General features: G+C 58.7%; 14 protein-coding genes and 1 tRNA gene. 7 read left to right on the top strand and 8 right to left on the bottom strand.

Translation table 11 applies throughout. The features are described from left to right. Positions 1–18: 18 nt before the first annotated feature. Positions 19–318 (top strand): hypothetical protein, encoded by a 300-nt coding sequence (locus C7H10_RS13095; protein WP_061333122.1) that lies wholly within the window; start codon positions 19–21, stop codon positions 316–318. Between the two features lie 36 nt (positions 319–354). Beyond that, positions 355–3,207: an insulinase family protein gene (locus tag C7H10_RS13090; RefSeq protein WP_106695252.1), complete on the top strand. Its 2,853-nt coding sequence runs from the start codon at positions 355–357 to the stop codon at positions 3,205–3,207. Here C7H10_RS13090 and C7H10_RS13085 read toward each other — a convergent pair. Beyond that, the gene (locus C7H10_RS13085) at positions 3,204–3,845 is read right to left on the bottom strand and encodes a TIGR04282 family arsenosugar biosynthesis glycosyltransferase (RefSeq protein ID WP_106695251.1); all 642 of its coding nucleotides are present in this window, start codon (positions 3,843–3,845) and stop codon (positions 3,204–3,206) included. The two genes, C7H10_RS13090 and C7H10_RS13085, sit on opposite strands and share 4 nt — an antisense overlap. Beyond that, a complete protein-coding gene (locus C7H10_RS13080; RefSeq protein ID WP_341865216.1) occupies positions 3,832–4,575 on the bottom strand; it encodes a TIGR04283 family arsenosugar biosynthesis glycosyltransferase in 744 nt (247 codons plus the stop codon). The genes C7H10_RS13085 and C7H10_RS13080 overlap by 14 nt, the downstream gene beginning before the upstream one ends. A gap of 70 nt (positions 4,576–4,645) precedes the next feature. On the opposite strand from C7H10_RS13080, the gene C7H10_RS13075 reads away from it, so the two are divergent. Continuing rightward, positions 4,646–4,722: transfer RNA gene (locus C7H10_RS13075), tRNA-Arg, on the top strand. 77 nt (positions 4,723–4,799) lie between these two features. On the opposite strand, the gene C7H10_RS13070 is transcribed toward C7H10_RS13075, so the two are convergent. Continuing rightward, complete coding sequence (locus C7H10_RS13070) at positions 4,800–5,354, bottom strand: PEP-CTERM sorting domain-containing protein (protein WP_061333119.1); 555 nt, start codon at positions 5,352–5,354, stop codon at positions 4,800–4,802. 215 nt (positions 5,355–5,569) lie between these two features. Here C7H10_RS13070 and C7H10_RS13065 point away from each other — a divergent pair, with 215 nt between their 5' ends. Together C7H10_RS13065 and C7H10_RS13060 are read left to right on the top strand one after the other, a co-directional pair. Beyond that, the gene (locus tag C7H10_RS13065) at positions 5,570–6,244 is read left to right on the top strand and encodes a spermidine synthase (protein WP_106695249.1); all 675 of its coding nucleotides are present in this window, start codon (positions 5,570–5,572) and stop codon (positions 6,242–6,244) included. A gap of 145 nt (positions 6,245–6,389) precedes the next feature. After that, positions 6,390–6,923 (top strand): hypothetical protein, encoded by a 534-nt coding sequence (locus C7H10_RS13060; RefSeq protein ID WP_106695248.1) that lies wholly within the window; start codon positions 6,390–6,392, stop codon positions 6,921–6,923. Here the strand turns inward: C7H10_RS13060 and C7H10_RS13055 are convergent. Continuing rightward, the gene (locus C7H10_RS13055; RefSeq protein ID WP_106695247.1) at positions 6,916–7,956 is read right to left on the bottom strand and encodes a hypothetical protein; all 1,041 of its coding nucleotides are present in this window, start codon (positions 7,954–7,956) and stop codon (positions 6,916–6,918) included. The two genes, C7H10_RS13060 and C7H10_RS13055, sit on opposite strands and share 8 nt — an antisense overlap. 214 nt (positions 7,957–8,170) lie before the next feature. Here C7H10_RS13055 and C7H10_RS13050 point away from each other — a divergent pair, with 214 nt between their 5' ends. Then, complete coding sequence (locus tag C7H10_RS13050; RefSeq protein WP_106695246.1) at positions 8,171–10,015, top strand: sensor domain-containing diguanylate cyclase; 1,845 nt, start codon at positions 8,171–8,173, stop codon at positions 10,013–10,015. Between the two features lie 6 nt (positions 10,016–10,021). Here C7H10_RS13050 and C7H10_RS13045 read toward each other — a convergent pair whose 3' ends face one another. Genes C7H10_RS13045 through C7H10_RS13030 form a run of 4 tightly spaced genes read right to left on the bottom strand, consistent with a single transcriptional unit; the run spans position 10,022 to position 15,775 of the window. Beyond that, positions 10,022–10,645 (bottom strand): condensin complex protein MksE, encoded by a 624-nt coding sequence (locus C7H10_RS13045; RefSeq protein WP_208622838.1) that lies wholly within the window; start codon positions 10,643–10,645, stop codon positions 10,022–10,024. After that, complete coding sequence (locus C7H10_RS13040; RefSeq protein ID WP_106695245.1) at positions 10,638–12,065, bottom strand: hypothetical protein; 1,428 nt, start codon at positions 12,063–12,065, stop codon at positions 10,638–10,640. The genes C7H10_RS13045 and C7H10_RS13040 overlap by 8 nt, the downstream gene beginning before the upstream one ends. Next, the gene (locus C7H10_RS13035) at positions 12,058–15,000 is read right to left on the bottom strand and encodes a coiled-coil domain-containing protein (RefSeq protein ID WP_106695244.1); all 2,943 of its coding nucleotides are present in this window, start codon (positions 14,998–15,000) and stop codon (positions 12,058–12,060) included. The genes C7H10_RS13040 and C7H10_RS13035 overlap by 8 nt, the downstream gene beginning before the upstream one ends. Beyond that, positions 14,993–15,775 carry a Wadjet anti-phage system protein JetD domain-containing protein gene (locus C7H10_RS13030; RefSeq protein WP_106695243.1) on the bottom strand — a complete coding sequence of 261 codons (783 nt, stop codon included), beginning with the start codon at positions 15,773–15,775 and terminating at the stop codon, positions 14,993–14,995. The genes C7H10_RS13035 and C7H10_RS13030 overlap by 8 nt, the downstream gene beginning before the upstream one ends. A gap of 59 nt (positions 15,776–15,834) precedes the next feature. Here C7H10_RS13030 and C7H10_RS13025 point away from each other — a divergent pair, with 59 nt between their 5' ends. Further along, positions 15,835–16,482, top strand: coding sequence for an MBL fold metallo-hydrolase (locus tag C7H10_RS13025; protein ID WP_106695242.1), 648 nt, complete (start codon positions 15,835–15,837; stop codon positions 16,480–16,482). Positions 16,483–16,484: the final 2 nt, after the last annotated feature.

Below are 16,484 nucleotides of genomic sequence, written 5' to 3'. Positions count from 1 at the left end.
GAGAGTTACCAGACCAGCATGCAAAACGACAGCCCCAATACCGAACGCTACATTGCCATCGCCCGTGCCTGCCTGAAGGCCATCAACGACACCGCCGCTAACAGTGGTAGTCGGGAGGAGAAGATCCAGGCGGTCTATCAGGCGATCGACAAAGCTTTCCAGGCGGAGTTTTCCGAATATCGGCAATCCGTTGCGATCATGGCGACCGTACTTGAACGTATCGCTTCGGGCGAACTGGACGCCGACAAAGCCGCCAGCCTTGCCCGCAAAACCCTGGACCAGCAACCCGCTGGCACCCAATCCGGGATCATGCACTGAGCAAAACCCCCACTTTGACCGGACCGAAGAGGCACCATGACACCTGACCGCCCCGTGTTCCAGAACCTGTACCGTTTCCAGTTTGTTTTGTTATTTTTACTTGGCAGTGTGCTGCTCAGCCCTCTGACTGTTGCCGGCGCATCGCCGACCAAAAGCCCCAACGACCCTAACGAATACCGGTTTCTGGAACTGGACAACGGCCTGCGGGTGATTCTGGCCTCAGACCCCGAAGCCGACAAAGCAGCCGCCTCAATGAATGTCGCCGTTGGCAGCGGCAACGACCCCGCCGACCGCGAGGGTCTGGCACATTTCCTGGAACATATGCTGTTCCTGGGAACCGAGAAGTATCCGGACCCGGGCGAGTACCAGCAGTTCATTCGCAGCCATGGCGGCAGTCATAACGCCTTTACCGCATTTGCCGACACCAACTATTTTTTTGATGTCGAGGCAGAATTCCTTGAGCCGGCCCTTGACCGCTTCGCCCAGCAGTTCTCCCACCCGCTGTTCACACCGGAGCTGGTCGACCGGGAACGTAACGCCGTGCACTCGGAGTACACCGCCAAACTCAAGGAAGATGGCCGCCGGTTCCTGTCTGTTCTGAAGGCCGGGGGCAACCCCGATCACGCCTTCAATCAGTTTGCCGTCGGTAACCTGACAACCCTGGAAAACACTGAAGAGAACCCCCTGAGACCAGACCTGATCCAGTTCTGGCAGGACCAGTATTCCGCCAACATCATGACACTGGCAGTTTACGGCCCGCAGCCCCTCGACCAGTTAGAGCAGATGGTCCGGGAACGCTTTATCGCCATCGAAAACCGGAACCTGACGGCCAAGACACACCCACAGCCGCTGTACGTTGAGAGCAGATTGCCCGAACGCATCACTGCTGAAAGCCTGCGAGATTCCCGCAGCATGACGCTGTCGTTCCCGATCCCATCGCAGCGGGACAATTACCGGACCAAACCGGCATCCTATGTGGCCAATCTACTGGGCCACGAGGGCCCCGGCAGCCTGTTTGACACCCTCAAACAGGCGGGCCTGGTGGAGTCGTTGTCCGCCGGGCTGGGAATGGATACCGGGGATCATGCCACGCTGGACATCCGTATGTCTCTCACGCGCGAAGGCCTCGAACGGCAGGACGAGATCATCGCGCTGGCGTTTCGGTACATCGATAAGGTCCGGCAATCCGGAGTTAACGAAGACCGCTTCGAGGAAATGAAACAGCTTGCGGTGATTGACTTCCGGTTTCGCGAGCGCAGTGAGCCGATGCGCGAAGCCATGCGCCTATCCAGCCTGTTACGGGACTATCCACCGGAAGATCTGTTGAGCGCGCCCTGGCTGATGGATCGTTACGCTCCGGAACATTACAAAGCGCTTCTGGAACGCCTGACGCCCGATAACCTCAAAGTCTGGGTGTCTGCCCCCAACCAGAATTTCGAAGCGCCGCAGTTTACGCAGTGGTATCAGACACCCTGGCAGAGAGCGCCGCTCAGCGTCGAAAGTGAGGTAGAGTCCACGCTGGCTGAGCGCCTGGCCCTGCCCGCCGCCAATCCGTTTGTTCCGGAAAACCTGGAGCTGGTACCCGGAAACACCATGGCCCAGCCAGTGCTGCTGGACGAACTGGATGGTCTGGCTGTCTGGTACGCCAGGGACACCCAGTTCAACACGCCCAAAGCCAACGTGTTTATCAGCCTGCGCACTCCGCAGGCGAGATCCTCCGCCCGCAACGAGGTGCTAACCCAATTGCTGGTGGACGCCATCGATACCAACCTGAACGCCTGGGCCTATTCTGCGCGGCTGGCCGGGCTGGACTACAGCATTTACCCACATCTTCGGGGTGTGACCATCCGGGTGGGTGGCTATAACGACAAGCTCTACAAGTTGGTGAACCGGATTCTGCTGGAATTTGCGGATCCGAAGTTTACTGAGCAGCGTTTCGACGTTGCCCGGCAGAGACTGATCGATGGTCTTGAGAACAAAGCCAAAGACCGGCCGGTTCAGCAAACCTCGGAATTCATTCAAACGGCCCTCATCGATGGCACCTTTCCGGTACCGGATAAACTCGCTGCCGCGCGTGAAGTCACCCTGAACGAACTGGAAGCCTTTGGCACCCGCCTGGTTGCACAAACAGACCCGGTAATGCTGGCCCACGGCAACCTGACGGAGGCAGCGACACTGAATATGGCACGGCAGGTTCAGGCTATGGTATTGAACAATCGGGAGCGCACCACGGTAGACCGCTCGCGCATGCGCCAGCTGCCGCAGGGTCAAACCCTGGCGACGCTGACTCTGGAACACCCGGATACCGGCTATACGCTGTACTTGCAGGGGCGCGACACCTCCTATGAGGAGCGGGCAAGATTCCGCCTGCTGGCGCAGATTCTGAGCAGCCCCTTCTATGAGGACATCCGTACCAACCGCCAGCTGGGCTACATCGTTTACGCCACCGCTTTCGAGATACTGGAAACACCGGCCCTGGGGCTGGTTGTGCAATCTCCGGAAGCAACGGCTGAAGCCATTGACCAGGCGGTGATGGAATTCGCTGAAGGGTACGCAGACCGCCTGGCAGAGTTAACGTCCGAGCGACTGGCTCGGGAGAAACAAGCGGTGATCAGCCAGTTGCTTCAGCGAGACCGGCAGTTAGGTGAGGTGTCGGGCCGTTACTGGCGGGAAATCGACCGGGGGAACACCGCCTTCGACAGCCGGGAGCGCCTGGCGGAGGCCATTCAAAAAGTCACCCTGGATCAGCTGAAAACGACCTTCCGCAACGCCATGATAGAGCGCCAAAGGGCACTGCTGGTGGTTACGGGCGATGATGGCGAGAACAGCCGGTCCGTTCTTGACCGACTGCGCCAGCGGGATGCCGTGCCAGCCCGAGTAGAACGCTAACGTTCGCCAACCATACGCCGGAAGCGCTGCCAGTCTTCCGGCTCGTCCACATCCCAGCGGGGTTCCAGCAGGTAAACGCTGAGCCCCGCCGCATCCATCCTCTGCAGGGTTTGCTGCATAACATCTGGCGTACCCCAGGCAATACCTTCCAGCGCACCGGGCGCCAGCCTGCGAGCACCGATTAACACGTAACCACCATCATCCGACGGGCCCAGCACCACATCGTAATGCTCCAGAGCCGCTACCGCGGAGCGCACATAACCGGGGTCTACTGATGGACAATCACTGCCAATCACCACCGCCCGGTGATGAGATGCAATCCCCTGGCCCAACGCCCTGGCCATTCGCTCCCCCAGATCGCCACCTTGCTGAAAAGACTGGGGCAATTTGGCTGCTTCGATATTGGCCAGCAAGGGAGCAGCTTCTTCAGGCGGCTGATCCAACGGACGATCCCACCAGAAGCTAACGTCATAACCCGTGGCACACAGATTATCCAGTACCTCCAGACTCAGGGTGATATGAGCCTGTAGCGCGCCCTCAATACCGAGGGCCGGAATTAACCGGGTTTTGACCCGGCCCGCCTGCGGCCACTTGGCAAATTGCATGAGAACCGCCGGTGATTGATCAGTGTTTTGCATGGCGCACGTTCCTCCGCCAAAGGGCCGCCAGGGTTTCGGGGCTGTCACCCCGCCAATAACGCCAACGCAGGCGCCACATCAGCACAATTGTGGGCCACACACCGCCCTGCTCCCAGCGCCGGCTGTCGGTAATCACCGGTGACGAAATACAGTAAGGGCGTGCCACCAGTTTCAGGCGTTTGGACAACTCCACATCTTCCATCAATGGCATGGCGCGATAGCCACCCAACGCCTCGAACACGTCCCGACGCACGAAAATACCCTGGTCCCCCGTGCAAACGCCGGTGAGCCGGGAGCGCCAGTTCATAAACCAGGCAATCACCGAAAACATGACGTGCCGGCCGCTCAGGCGAACGTCAAATCGCCCCCAGGGGCGACCAAGGCGTTGGCTTTCACTTAACTGTTCGAGGGCATCGGGGGGAAGGCGCGTATCCGCATGCAGGAACAAAATCAGGTCGCCACGGGCAGCGGCAGCGCCCGCGTTCATTTGCACTGCCCGCCCAGGTTCCGATACCAGCAACCGGTCACACAACGGGCGCGACAGGTCAGCCGTGTTATCCGGGCTGCCGCCGTCTACCACAATCACTTCGTGGCCGGCCTGGCGGATGGGCTGTAGCCTCTGCAAAGATTCTTCAATTCCGGCCGCCTCCCGCCACACGGGCACGACCACGCTCAAAGACAAAGCAATCCGGGAATTGGCATCCATAAAAGCGACAGACCAAGAGAACAAGGCCCAACCATAACCGGACACCCCTTGAGCCACAAGCCCTTGCCGGCTATCATACCGCCTCTTCTGAAATGCCCCCGTAGCTCATCTGGATAGAGCGTCCCCCTCCTAAGGGGAAGGTAGCAGGTTCGAGTCCTGCCGGGGGTACCAAACAACCTTATTCAAGTGTTGTTATTACCCTCGACCACTGAACACTCTTGCACCCTGAGAGAGAAGGTCAACCGCCTCTAGCAGGGTACCCGGGAAACGCCCCTGATTGACTTGACCCATCGGTACCCGGCAATCCCCAGCAAACCCGCAAGCAACAGCAATAGACTGGAAGGCTCGGGGACCTTGGCCGGCGCAATCTTCTTAAGGCGACCAGTCAGCCAGTAGTAGTCCCCAGAGTCCCGATTACCGACGTGCGCACCCTCAAACGGTGCGGTTAGGTGCAGGTTGTCGAAAATATCCTTGCCGGCCTCGAGGTAAAACAGGTCGAGAAAAAGGAAAAACTCAAAGTTATCCACCACAAAGGGTTCGAATCCGTTCTCGTAAAGGGCGTCGGTATCGGATATCGGTTGGTCATACATCAACGGTACAAGCCCAGTCCAACTGAACGTTATCGGGTCACTGGTAAACTGAACAGAAACCAGGCCACGCAGCACCGAATCAACCTCGATTATCGCGGTGGCATTATGACTCTCGTACGGGTTCATAATGGGGTGGTCGTAGCTGTAGGTGATTAGCGCGGCGTTTGCGGCCGGCGCCAAACAGGCAAGCACAATAGTCAGTAGATTCTTCACGCGTTCAGTCCCTCGATTTACCTATGATCCATCAGGGTAATTTAAAGCAATTATCGAACCATGGCACGTATCACTGGGTTTTCAAACGGCCAGCAAAACGACGCACCACTCATATGTAAAATATTCTGACACCGAATTTTTGGAGCGCTCACGCTTAGCTGCGCCCAGTTTGGGGTTACAATGCCGCCTACCCTGTCACCACCGGAATCCATCGAATGGCCCGCTTTAACGAAATTGGCACCGCAACCATCCCCGGCAACGGCACCCGCTTGCGCCTGCTGCAGCGCAATGACGAGTTTTCCATCAAGATCGCCGGGGCGCCTGGAGAACTGATGAACAGCCGGTTGCATGGCTCTGAAGATGCCCTTGCCACGCTGGCCTGTGAACGCCTGAGCCATCTGCCAGAGCCGCGTATTCTGATTGGCGGGCTGGGGATGGGTTTTACCCTGGCGGCGGCATTGGCATCAACCGGTGAAAAAGCGCGGGTGACGGTGGCGGAGCTGGTCCCGGAGGTTGAAACATGGAACCGTGGCCCCCTGGGCTCGGCGGCCGGCTATCCGCTGAACGATGCCCGAGCCCAGGTGCACATAGGCGACGTGGCAGAACTTCTGAGACAGGGTGATGGCAAATGGGATGCCATTTTGCTGGATGTTGATAACGGCCCGGAAGGCCTTACCCGCAAGGAAAACAACTGGATCTACTCACCCGAAGGCATTGCTGCTGCCCAGAAATCCCTGAGTAGGGACGGCATTCTGGCCTACTGGTCCGCCGGCCCGGAACACGCCTTCACCGAACGCCTGCGCCGGGCAGGCTTCTCGGTAGAGCCAGTCGTTGTGCGCGCCCTGCGCCCCGGCAAAGGCGCACGCCACACCATCTGGCTGGCCTGGTAAGCATTGCGACAGGTTCCGATCCTGTCACTGTTACATTGCGATAAAGTCATTCGAAATACAGGTTCATATGAACTAGGCTGGACTTTAAAGCCGTTATGTTTCGACGAAGATCTTATCTTTGCAGAAGCACTCAGGAGGTATTTCCATGAAACCCTCAGTGAGTATTACCGGTGAACACCAGGCCCATAAAGTCGCCGCAATATTCGAAACCGAATCGGATGCAAACGGCGTAGCCCAAACATTGTCACGAGATACCAGCCTGGATGATGAACAGGTTCTTGTTGTACCCCCCCACGACCAACATCAAGGTGAAGCGCTGGAGCCCGAGAACAAGGGTATATGGCATACGCTGTTACGCTCGCACCTCTGGCTGGGCGTTAGTGGCGCAATCGCAGGTTTTATTCTGTTCCTGATTCTCAGTGCTGCCGGGGTGGGCTTTGTTGTGCAGAACACCATGGCTGCAGCGGCCGTTCTGGCTGCGCTTGGCGGGGTTCTTGGCTTGCTGCTTGCAGGCGGCGTTACTCTCAGGCCTGACCACACCCCTTACGTTGTGAAAGCGCAGACTGCCCTGACGGAAGGCAAGTATGTACTGACAGTCCATGCCTCAAGCTCGGAGCAGCTCAAGGAGGCCACAACCGTTCTCAAAAACCGGAACGTCAAATTGGTACGCACTATCTGAGGCCGCGAACTCGGGTCCAGGAAGCCGGAACGAACCACAGGCAAACCCGCGTCATCCAGCGTAACAGCAACAGGAACGGCAGCAGAATCAGGAACCAGCCGGGTACCTGTACCATCCACGGTGGCACGCCGAGTACTTTGGCAGCGCCGGCGAACAGGTCGTTCAGCACCAACGGGTGTCGAACGGCCACATAGGCCAGGGCAGCCACGGCGGGCCATTTAGCATGACCAACCATAACCGAGGCCATGCGCCCGGCCCGGGCAAGGCGGGTGCTGTAAGCCGCTGAACGGGCAGTGACGGTAGAAGCCCGCGCCGTGGTGGCTGCCGCCCTGCCCGCTTTCAGAAACTTCACCGCACTGCCGATAACAATGGCATCCACGGCGGCCCAGCCCACATCGCTGGCACGAATGGGCTGATCGGTGCGATAACGGGATTCCAGGGTGCGAATGCCGCTGGTAAAGAACTGGGTAACGCCTTCGGTGATGCGATCGGTCCAGATCCACTCGACATTCCCGTCCGGGCCCACAACAAACTGACCGGTGAAATCCTGCCCTTCCTTGTTGGCAAAATTGACGGCATACCAGGCGCGCTGTTCGGGCGTGAGCGTTTGGCGGGTTCCGGCCACGCGATTCATCAGCTCGATAGATCTGACCGGGTTCTGGTAAAAATGGATAACCGGAGGTATCAGGTACTCACCGTGGGCTTTCAAGGCATCCTGGAACTCGGGTTCCTCCCCGAATAACTCCATCAGCAACCTGGTGTGTTCCGGATACACCTGCAGCGCCGCCTGGGCCTTCAACAACAGCAGGCGGTCGTCCCGATAATCGAGCAGCAGGGCCTGCACCGGCAGTGGCTCGGCAAGCACAGCCGAACGGGCGCCAAATACATCCTGGGCATGCAGGCGTACCAGCCGCTCTTCCACCGGTTGCGGCTGGAACCGAACCGCCACCAGCACGGCAACAGCCAGCGCAATCAGTGCCAGCCAGAGCACACTCCGGCGACGGTGGGTTCTGAACAGCACAGGCTCTTGCATCGAGTACTCCCGGCAACCTGAAAGGTTTTAGTCTACACGGAACGCCGGCACCATAGGAGTCATGCATCGCTAACCGCTGTCCCTTCAAGGAACACAGGAGAGTGCAAGCCATTTGACCCGTAGCAGTTAATTACATAAAAGTACCGCAATCCGCTTTACGGTTTGCAAGAAACGGATACCATAGCCTCAGGTAGTGCTTTTCGGACCCGTCTTGATGGATATTTTTGAGCAGAAACGCCGCATCATCACCACCGCCATTGTTGCCGTGGTTATGACGGGCATCATCATTGCCGCAGTGGTTTCTGCTCCACTGATCAACCAGATTCACACCCAGGCGGCACAGACAGCTGGGGGCGTTGCAGACGCGAAAGCCGAGAACGTCAGAGCTGTTTTCGATCAGCACCAGGACCTGGCCCGCCAGACCGCCAGCCGGTCAGAACTGGCAAAGGTGCTGGGCCAATACGCCAAAGGTGAGGTTTCGGCCGGTGTTGTGCACACGTTTTCCCGCCCGAGACTGCAAGACGCAGCCCGAATCATAGAAGACCTTGCAGTATTAATCCGATACGACGCTGCCGGCAACGAACTGGTCAGGGTCGGGCCCTGGGCCAATGATCTACCTGCGGATATCCCTCTCTCCGATACCCTGGACATCAATGCATTCGCGCTGGTGTCCGGCGAAACCAGCGGCCCGCTGCTGCAGGCAGCAAGCCCAATACTGACCGAAGGACGGGTGGTAGGTTATGACCAGCTTCTGTTCTCGCCGAACTCTCTGACGCGGGTCTTCCAGGGTCAGCCGGATTCATCACTTTGTCTGCTCGACAACCAGAGAACCAAGCGCGTTATCCTGGACCCACAGACGGTTCAGATCGAGCTGACGGCCCCTGAGGGCTGCCTGGCTGTCAGGCAGGGAGTGTCCACCCGAGACCGCTCCGGTGCTTTCCGGGCAAGGCTTGACGATGGTTCGAGAGTGCTCACGTTCCACCGGCCACTGGCGGGTTATGGCTGGGAACTGCATATGTACACCCGAACCTCACGGGTTTTCGCCGACGTTATCGTTGATATCATGATCAGTATTCTGGCTATCCTTATGCTCTCTGCGCTTGCGGGGTTGCTGGTCTGGAGGTCACTGAAACCGATTGTCGGCGCGATGGTAAAGCAAACGTCTCAGATCGCCCGTTCCACCGAAGAGCTGCGGCTGGCCTACCAGGTGTTCGAACACACTCATGAGGCGATTCTGATCACCGATGCAAACTTTATGATCGTTCGGGCCAACCCTGCTTTTTCCGACATTACCGGTGAAGCAAACAGAGCGTTACATCGCAAGCCACTGACAGACTTTCTGGACTGTCAGAAAGGAAAAGGTGTTGTTCTGGAGGAGATTCGGAAACAGCTGGTCACGGTGAACGCCTGGCAAGGTGAGGTCTGGCTGAAGGGCCATCAGGGCCTCACCATTCCCAACCTGATGACGGTGTCACCCGTCAGAAACAAAAATGGCCAGATCCGGCAACTGGTGCTGACCTTCAGCAATATCACGGAGCGGGTACAGGCCGAGAAACAGATGATCCGGCTTGCCCATTACGATGAACTGACCGGCCTGCCTAACCGGGTGGCGCTTGAGAACCACCTGGAGCAGGCCATTCAGCAGGCGCGCCGGGACAACAGCCATTTTGCCCTGATGTTCCTGGATCTGGATAAGTTCAAGCCAGTGAATGATAACTATGGCCATCAGGTGGGTGACGAGCTGCTACGTAATGTTGGCAAGCGTCTGAAACACTGCATTCGCAGCAGCGATGTGGTGGGCCGGCGAGGCGGTGACGAGTTTGTGGTGATTACCGGGCCGCTGCATGGCGATGATGACGCCAAACCTATTGCCGACAAAATCGTTGCAGTTCTGAACGATGTTTTCCACATCCAGGGGCACAATATCCAGATAGGCGCCTCGGTTGGCGTTGCGCTCTATCCGGACCACGGCATGGCGGCGGAAGACCTCCTTAAACAGGCTGACGCGGCCATGTACCGGGTTAAAACCAGCGGCCGTAACGCCGTGGCCTATGCCTGAAACCGCTCAGGCCTGCTCGTATTCCTGCACCAGCTGGCCGAGAAAATACAGGCCTGCCGAGCTGAGAAAATACCGTCCGGCACCAGCCCGGAACACCAGATTCCGCTTTTCCAGATAATCCAGGGCCTCAGTGAGCCCTTTCTCGAACCGGGCCGCCCGGAGAATGTCCTGGTACTCGTCGTCTCCGGCCATAGCTTCAAGGTCCTGCTCATTCAGGCCGGCGCCTGGCCGCCCCAGGTAATCCAGATCCCTCCCGCTGCGGGCAAAGTAACGCCCAATCAACAACAGTACCACCTGCACCCTGAACGCATTCTCATCGTGCTCTTCACTTTCGTCGTCACTGCTCTCCTTCAGGAAGAAAAATGCGCCGGTTTCATTGAATACAAGCTCACTGCCCAGGTGTTCGTAAAAGGTGCGGAAGTGGGATAAGTGGTTGTACAGCAGGTTGTATAGTGGATTGGCCCGCAGCTCCGAGCGGTTGTTGTCCCACACGTCCCGCACGATCACCCGGCCGGCCAGGAACTCACGGTAGATGGCCGCGCTGTGGGCGGGCAGGATCTGCTCGAAGCTGCCGACGGGCGCTGCGCTCAGGCTGTTTTCCGTCTCGGTCATGTCAGAAAAATCAGGCATGGCTTGGCTCTTGTTTGATGTCGGTTACGCCGGGCTCAAGCCGGCGTTTTCGGTAGACGAATTGCTCGCTGTCCGGCGCCTGCTCCAGGGTGCGGAAGCGGTTGGTGGTGACCACCTGCATACCCTCAGGTGGCGAATTCACCAAGCGGTTCAACGCTGCCAGCAGGTCCGGAAAGCGGTAGCCGGGAATAAAACCATCCAGCCGGCCGTGCAGCTCCCGCACCAGATCCGCCGTAGGCCTCAGCTCCAGCGTTTCCAGCCACTGGTAAAGCTGGTTGATGCGCTGAACGTCGATACGACTATGGCGGCCGCTGCCATCCACTTCCTGCAGCACCGGCACTTCCGCTTTGCGGCGAAGATCACTCAGGCGCAGGTCCAGTTCGCTGAACAACAGCTGGTAGTAGCTGGAAGACTGGCCAAAGGCATAATGCTTGGGCCGCTGTTGTGCCCGCAGCCCCACCAGAAATCCGGTGCTGCGGGCAAACTCCCCACCTTCCAGCCACTTGCGGCGCAGGCTGAGGGTTTCGGTGTCGTCTTTGAGCGCCCGCAGCTTGCCGTAGAAGTGCTCCATGGCATTGTACTGGGCCATGCCCCGGCGGGTTTTGCGCAGGAAGTGCTCCACTTCCTGGGCCACTGCCTGAATGGGTTTGTACAGCGCATTCAGGCTGAGGGACGAGCGGAAAATCTGGTCCGCCAGGCTGTGGTTGTCGTTGGTTTCCAGTAACCGGACCATGGCTTCCAGAGTTTCGAACAAATTGCTGCCATCGGGCAGGCGGGTGTCCGGGTTCAGGAACACCAGCGTGGGTTTGATGTGCCGGTCGTACAGGGTCACGATCTGCTCAAACAGGTTCTGGCGAAACTCCAGGTACTTCTCCGGCGCCCGGCTGGCATCGCCAGACAAGTCCGCCAGCTGGGCACTGATGGTCTGCATCCGCAGCACGTTCTGGCGCAACAGGCCGATGAGCTGGCTAACCCGTTCGTTCAGGTCGTCCCGCAGTTCGGTGTAATCCGGGTCTGCTTCACTGAAACTGCTGATTTCAAGGCGGTTGCGTACATCCCGCAGGGTCACCAAATGGCCCCGCAGGCGGGCGTCGGTCAGCTCCTGATACAGCGAGGCGTTACAGGCGCGCATCAGATTGATCAGGGCGTCCTGGAACACCAGCCGGCGCTCGCCGTCGGCCTTGATGATGTCGATGATCAGGCCGCTACGGAACAGGTTGTCGGTGTTCATGGCCAGCCGGACCCGGTCCCGGTCGGCCTTGCCGAGATTACCGGTATAGTCCATCACCTCGGTCACCAGGTCGCTTTCACGAATGTAGCGGGCCTCATTCCGGTCCATGCGTTCGATCATTCGGAACAGGATCTTCGGGTGCTCGAACAGCAGCCGGGTGGTATCCAGGGTGCTGAAGCGCTTACTCATCCACCGGCTCCAGCAGGCTGTTTTGGGTCTGGTCCGCCCAATGGCTCAGCGGTTCGCCGCCGGTGAAGCCTTCGACGCCGCCCCAGAACACCAGGGTACGTTGCGGGCTGTATGGCCGAGCCGTGCGCATTTGCCCCACTTCCAGGTGCCGACCAATCAGGTAGATCACTTCGGCACTGGCACTGTGAGTGGCGGCGGAGAACAGGTTGAAGCCCTGTCTGCGCAGCCGTTCCAGCAAGGACGGCATCTGGCTGATATCTACACTGGCCAGCTCATCCAGCACCATGGGGAACGACAACTGCACGCCCGGGTACAGCACCCGCTTGAGCAGCCGGTACACCAGTTCCAGGTTGATCAGCGCGGTGGTGGAGGTGGACTGGCCTTTCTTGTCCAGGTTCGCGGCGTTTTCCTTGCGGGTGCGGTAGGAAATGCCGGTGATCACCTTGTCCATGGTCAGGCGTTTGCTGCCGCCCTGCTCGCCGAAAAAGTCGGCCACAAACACCCGCAGGCGGTCGTAGAAGGCGTCGGACTGCAACTGGTTGCCGTACGGGTCGATGTTGTTGGCTTCTTCCACCAGGTTGCGGAATTTCGGGTCGGTGTGGATGTCCACCCGAATTTCCACCAGGTCGTTGATGCGAACGCCGTCCAGCTCCCGATTGAGCTGGGCTTCAAAGCGCGCAATGTGTTCGTGGTTGGATTTCAACGCCTGGCGGTAGCTGGCCACGGTCTCGTTGTGGATGGCAATCTGCTCTTCCAATACCTGCCAACGCTCGGCCATACCGGCGAACAGGTCCGCAAGGCTCTTGAAGGTCTCACGAATAATGGACGACGCTGGGCTATCTTTCTGCAACTCGCCGTCGCTGTCCTCGTGGATGCCCAGATAAACGAACTGGCGCAGGTGATCGAGTATGTTGCGGCGCCGTTCTTCCAGATCGTCCAGCTGGGTTTGCAGGTCGTCAAAGGCGGCAGCGGAGACTTTCCCAATGGCCAGTGGCTGTTCCGCGTCCACCGCTTTCAGGTGCGGGAAGCGGTGTTCAACGGTGCCTACGCTACGGCTCAGGCCCGCCAGCTCCCGCTCCCGTTCCTCGATGCGGTCTTTCTCGGCCTTGGCCTTGGCGGCCTTCTGTTGCACCGCGTCCTGTTTCTCCTGTTCCAGGCGGGCTTGCTCATCCAGTTTGGCGAGCTGTTCTTCCGCCGCCAGCTTTTCCTCCGTCGCGTCTTTCAGGGTAGTGGCCGCCGCCGGATAGCGCTGTAGCGTTTCCAGGTCTTTCTCAATAGCGCGGATTTCTTTTTCCGTTCGCTCAATCAGCCGGGGCCGGTCGTGTTCCTGATTGGCGGTGTCCGCAAGCTCTGAACGTTCTCTTTCAAGGCTGTTTCGTTCACTTTCGATGTGATGCCGCTGTTCGGCAAAGTTGGTGTGGCGAGCGGGTTGGCTCTGGTATTCGGCGTCAAACCAGTCAAAACCCTGATCGTTGGGTATGAACAATCGCGCGAAGGCTTCAATAGTGGACTTGCTGTCCGCATCCAGATCCTGACCCGGACTGGCCATCATCAACCGGGGATCGACAGCACGAAGCGGCGCGGCGGTGGCTTCGTCCAGCTGGTTCTGCAACTGCCACTGCTGCTTGCTTTCCCGGTCTCTCAGACTTTCCAGCTGTCGTTCCAGGTCCAGCTTCTTGCGCTGTATCTGTTCCAGCCGAATCTCTGCCTGGGCGGCGCTTTTCAGGGCCGCCAGGTGGCCACGTTTGCCCTCGAGTTCTTCCTTCTGGATGTCCTCGATTTCCTGCAGGGTCATCTCGCCGTATTGCGCAACCAGCAGCTCGCCGTCTTTCTGGCTCTGCTCCGCCTGCTTGATGCGTCGGTCAGCGGAGCGGATCTCGCCTTTCAGTCCGCTGACTTCCTGTTCCAGTTTTTTCAGGGTTTGCAGCACGTGGCGCAGGGTGTCGTTCTGTTCGTTAAAGGCGTCTAGCGCCACCCGCCGTTTGGCGCCGATGTCCGCCAGGGCACTGGCCACGCCGTCCCGAAAGGCGGCAAAATCGTGCTGGCTGCGCAGCAAAGTCTGATAGGCCTGGTAGTCGCGGTTCAGCTTCTCAAACCTTGGTCGCTCTTTCTCGATTCGGTTGAGCTGGCTTTGCTGCTGTTTCAGTTGGTCATGGCGATTCAGGAAGTCGTCGATGTTGAAATCGAAGGCATCATCGGCGAACTTCTTGTCCGCTTCGATGATGCTGGCCACGGCATTGGCCATGGCCTGGTCGTCGGCCTTCATCTCGAACAGCAACAAAATCAGTGTGCGCAGGGACTGCACCCGGCGCTCGTCGGATTCCCCCAACGGCAACACCGAATAGCGCACGGCATCGGCGTTCATCAACTCGCTGCTGTAAAGCATGGATTTGAGTTTGGCGGGGTCGTTCACCAGCTTCGTGTCTTTCGACAGTTTTTTCAGGGCTTCGGATAACCGGCTGAACGACAACTCCGGCACCGCCTGGCCAATGCCATCTTCATCGTCGCCATTCCAGAACAGCGGCCGCAGCTGGTCGTAGCTCACTGGCACAAAGGCCCGGCCATAGCTGAGCAGGCTGGCGTTGTCCCGGTACAGAATCTGGCAATGGGTGCCCGCCGGGTTCTCCGCTTCCATGATCAGGAAGCTGAACTGGCTGGGGAAATAGTGCTGGTAGCTTTCTTCGTTGGTGTAGAAACTGCCGGCACTGGCGTTGCGGAAGGCAAACTTCTTGCGGCTGTTCTTGAAGTTGTTCTCCGGCAACAGGAACAGGCGCAGGCTGTTCAGGAGGCTGGATTTGCCCAGATTGCCCGGCCCCAGAATCAGGCCATGGTTATCTACTGGAATTTCCACGTAACAGAAGCCGGCAGAATCCACCAGCACCAGGCGGCGAATGCCGAAGGTAAAGGTGCTAGCGCTCGCCTGTGAATCACTCATCCAGAATCATCTCCTGTTCCATGAATTTGCCGGTGGCCCGGAAAGCCTGCGCCAGCGACACAAACCCCAGATCTTCCGCCAGCATGATGGCCTTTGTAAACCTTTCGGTGGCGTCCGGGGCTTTGCGGAAGCGGCTCAACCAGGACTGCCAGTCAGCCGGCTGCAGATAGCAGGCTTTGTTGCCCAACGCCGATCGCACCGATGCAAACATCTGCAGGCCGCCGGCATCGTAATCAAAGGCGCAGAGCACCTCATCGTAACCGGCCAGCCAGTTCAGGTCTGCCGTGCGGGTAATCCGGTTACCGCCACCGAGCACTACATCGCAATTTGTGAGTTTCGTCGGCCGGCCAAGGCACTCTCCGGCAAAAGCCAGCATCTGGCGGTAATGGTAAAAATTGCGCTCGTTCTCCACCACCAGTACCCGGGATGCAGGCTTGAAAACAATATCCACGGAATCCCCGGCAATCACTACCGAATCCGGCCGGTGGCCTGTCAGGGCGTGATGATACACCAGCAGGAAACTCACCTCGGTGCCATGGCGGTGGGAATCGCCCTTCCTCGCCGCATCTACCCGGCTCACCGGGGCTGCGGCCTGCTCCCGAAGCGCCTCAAAGGCAGCCTCATCCAGAACGGTTACCCGCCAGCGATTGCCGCCAACCTTCACCGTTGCGAACGGCTCCCGGTGCCGCCGGCGCAGAGCATCTGGTAGCTTTTTCAGAAAGGCCTCATAGTTGATAGCCTGGCCTTTAAGGATTTTCTCGAGGTAGTTGTTCAATGGCTCACCTGTTGCCGCCTTGGTAAACTTGTCAGAAAGTTTACAACCCGAGGCAAATTATGTCCCTGAAGTACCGCGTGATTCCCGTCACTCCCTTTGAACAGAACTGCACCCTGCTCTGGTGCACCGAAACCAACAAGGCGGCGGTGGTGGACCCGGGCGGGGATCTGGACCGCATTCGGGCAACCGTCGAGGCCGAAGGCGTTACCCTGGAGAAAATTCTGCTCACCCACGCCCACATTGACCACGCCGGCGGTACCGCCGAGCTGGCAAAGTCGGAAGGGCTGCCCATCGAAGGCCCCCATAAGGAAGATAACTTCTGGATTCAGGGCCTGGCCATGCAGGCTCAGATGTTCGGGTTCCCGGCGCCGGAAGTGTTCACGCCCAATCGCTGGCTGGAAGACGGCGACACGGTAACGGTGGGCAATGAAACCCTGGAGGTGCTGCACACTCCGGGCCACACACCGGGCCATGTGGTGTTCTTTCATCGCGCATCAAAGCTGGCCCAGGTCGGAGATGTGCTATTCAACGGCTCCATTGGCCGGACGGATTTCCCGAAAGGCGACTACAACACGCTGATTCATTCCATCCGGGAAAAGCTGTTCCCCCTGGGGGATGATGTGAACTTCATCTGCGGCCACGGCCCCATGTCCACCTTCGGCCAGGAACGGGCCACCAATCCGTTCGTGTCGGATCACCGGGGCTGAAC

The organism is Marinobacter shengliensis (assembly GCF_003007715.1).
In the GTDB taxonomy this organism is placed as follows: domain Bacteria; phylum Pseudomonadota; class Gammaproteobacteria; order Pseudomonadales; family Oleiphilaceae; genus Marinobacter; species Marinobacter shengliensis.
This window is presented reverse-complemented; position numbering and strand designations above follow the sequence as displayed.